Origin of the sequence: Rhodococcus sp. IEGM 1305, from assembly GCF_030058635.1 — a bacterium.
Lineage (GTDB): Bacteria > Actinomycetota > Actinomycetes > Mycobacteriales > Mycobacteriaceae > Rhodococcus_F > Rhodococcus_F opacus_D.
Genome location: NZ_JASHKX010000082.1, coordinates 1 through 936 on the forward strand (window position 1 = coordinate 1; position 936 = coordinate 936).

General features: G+C 59.0%; 1 rRNA gene. It reads right to left on the bottom strand.

The features are described 5' to 3' along the window. Nucleotides 1-936 (bottom strand): 23S ribosomal RNA (locus tag QM693_RS37475); the annotation flags it as partial.

Consider the following 936-nt stretch of genomic DNA (forward strand, 5'->3'; position numbering starts at 1 on the left):
AGAGCTAACCGGTCCTCTTAACCTTCCAGCACCGGGCAGGCGTCAGTCCGTATACCTCGTCTTACGACTTCGCACGGACCTGTGTTTTTAGTAAACAGTCGCTTCTCTCTGGTCTCTGCGACCACCCCCAGCTCCGACCGCGAAGGTCTTCACCAGGGCTGGTCCCCCTTCTCCCGAAGTTACGGGGGCATTTTGCCGAGTTCCTTAACCACAGTTCTCTCGATCGCCTCGGTATTCTCTACCTGACCACCTGTGTCGGTTTGGGGTACGGGCCGTGTGAAAGCTCGCTAGAGGCTTTTCTCGGCAGCATAGGATCATGGAATTCGCCTCATTCGGCTACGCATCACCTCTCAGGCTCGTGCGACACGGATTTGCCTATGTCACGCCCTACAGGCTTACACCGGTACAACCACTGACCGGCCCCACTACCTTCCTGCGTCACCCCATCGCTTGGCTACTACCACCGAAGGTCCCGTGCAGCAGGATCCCGTCTCCCGAAGGAGATCGATCACCCTTTGGACGGTTAGTACCGATGATTCACCAGGGGCGCGTTCACACGGGTACGGGAATATCAACCCGTTGTCCATCGGCTACGCCTGTCGGCCTCGTCTTAGGTCCCGACTCACCCTGGGCGGATTAACCTGGCCCAGGAACCCTTGGTCATTCGGCGGACGAGTTTCTCACTCGTCTTTCGCTACTCATGCCTGCATTCTCACTCGCGCCGCCTCCACACCTGGATCACTCCGGCGCTTCCCCGGCGGCACGACGCTCCCCTACCCACCCACACCACTGCACCCGTCTCCGCAGAAACGAGTGGGTGTTGTGTGAGTGCCGCGGCTTCGGCGGTGTACTTGAGCCCCGCTACATTGTCGGCGCAGAACCACTTGACCAGTGAGCTATTACGCACTCTTTCAAGGGTGGCTGCTTCTAAGCCAA